Consider the following 1,763-nt stretch of genomic DNA (forward strand, 5'->3'; position numbering starts at 1 on the left):
GGCTCGAGCTGCTGCCGTCCGATTCCGGGCCGCCCGCGCCCGATCTGGCCCGCCGTTCCGACCTGGCGCTTTATATCGAGCATCAGATGATGCCCTGGCGACGCGCCGGGGATGCCCTGGTCTTCGCCTGCACCAGCCCCGATGCCTTTACCCTGGCGCTGGCCGAGCGCCTTTGTGGCGGCCGGGCCGTGCTGGCGGTGGCGACCCGGCCCCTGCTGGTCGGCGCCCTCACCGACCGTTTCGGGGCCGAGCTGACCCGATCCGCGACCGAGGACCTGCGCCGGTGCCGGCCCGAAGCCTCGGCCGGCACCGGCGCGCCGTTCTGGCAACGGGCGGTGGTGGCGGGAATGGCTGTCCTGGCCGTTGCCGCCGTGCTGACCGCCCCCATGGCAGCGGCCCTTGTCCTGTCGTCGCTGGTCACCCTGTTCTATCTTGGCAACCTGTCGCTGCGCGCCCTGCTGGTCGGTGCGGGCCTGCGCGGCAAGCCGCCGGACCCGCCGCCCCTGGCGGACGAGGATCTTCCCACCTATACGCTGCTGGTGCCGCTCTACCGGGAGCCGGACATCCTGCCGCTGCTGGCCGACGCGCTCGACCGGCTGGACTACCCCCGCGCCCTCATGGACGTGAAACTCCTGCTCGAGGCGGACGACGGGGAAACCATCGCGGCAGCGCGGGCGCTGGCCCTCGACCAGCGGTTCGACGTGATCGCGGTGCCGCCCTCCTTTCCCCGCACCAAGCCCAAGGCCTGCAATTTCGCCCTGCCCTTGGCCCGCGGCCGCCTGCTCGCCATCTATGACGCCGAGGACCGGCCGGAATCCGATCAGTTGCGCCGGGCGGCGGCGGCGCTGATGGCCGGCCCCCCGACGCTGGCCTGCGTCCAGGCCCGGCTGAATTTCTTCAATGCCGGGGAAAACTGGCTGACCCGGATGTTCGCCCTCGATTACGCGCTGTGGTTCGACTATCTGCTGCCGGGGCTGGACCGGTTGGGCATGGCCATTCCGCTGGGCGGGACATCCAATCATTTCCGCACCGACATCCTGCGCGATGTTCTGGCGTGGGACCCCTACAATGTCACCGAGGATGCCGATCTCGGGATGCGGCTGTATGCCCATGGTTACACCGTCGGCCTGATCGATTCGACGACCTACGAGGAAGCGACGACAAGCCTGACCGGCTGGATCCGCCAGCGCACCCGCTGGCTGAAGGGCTACATGCAGACCTTCGCCGTGCAGATGCGCCGCCCCCTTGTCCTGGGCCGCCGGCTGGGGGTGGTGAATTTCCTCGGCTTTCTCGCCTTCATCGCCGGGACCTTCACCTCGGCCTTGCTGAACCCCGTGGTCTGGGCCGCCTGGGGCCTGTGGCTGGTCAATGGCGGCAGCTGGCTCGACCCGCTGTTCCCGCTGCCGGTGAAGATCGCCGGCCTGTGCTGCTGGCTGGGGGGCAATTTCCTGTTCCTCTATCTCGCGCTGGTGGCGCCGTTCCGCCGACGCTGGTTCGCCCTCGCCCCCTGGGCCCTGACCATCACACCCTATTGGGCGCTGATGTCGGTGGCCGGCTGGCGGGCGCTGTGGCAATGGTCGCGCCAGCCTTTCCTGTGGGAAAAGACCACCCACGGCCAGAGCCGCCATGTCCGCGCCGCCCTCGCCGGACGCGACCTGCCACCGTGAGGGCCTGGCCCCGCCCCCTTTTCGCGGCCCTCGCCCTGGCGGCCTTGGCGCTGGCGGCCGATCGGGTCCGGCTGGACCTGCCGGCCGGGGATGGCC

General features: G+C 70.4%; 1 protein-coding gene. It reads left to right on the forward strand.

Translation table 11 applies throughout. The features are described from left to right. Positions 1 to 1,667, forward strand: a 1,667-nt coding sequence (locus WAZ62_RS17110) for a glycosyltransferase family 2 protein (protein ID WP_422644747.1), incomplete at its 5' end; no start/stop codon positions are given. Between the last annotated feature and the right edge of the window lie 96 nt (positions 1,668 to 1,763).

This window comes from Zavarzinia sp. (assembly GCF_049306435.1).
In the GTDB taxonomy this organism is placed as follows: Bacteria; Pseudomonadota; Alphaproteobacteria; order Zavarziniales; family Zavarziniaceae; genus Zavarzinia.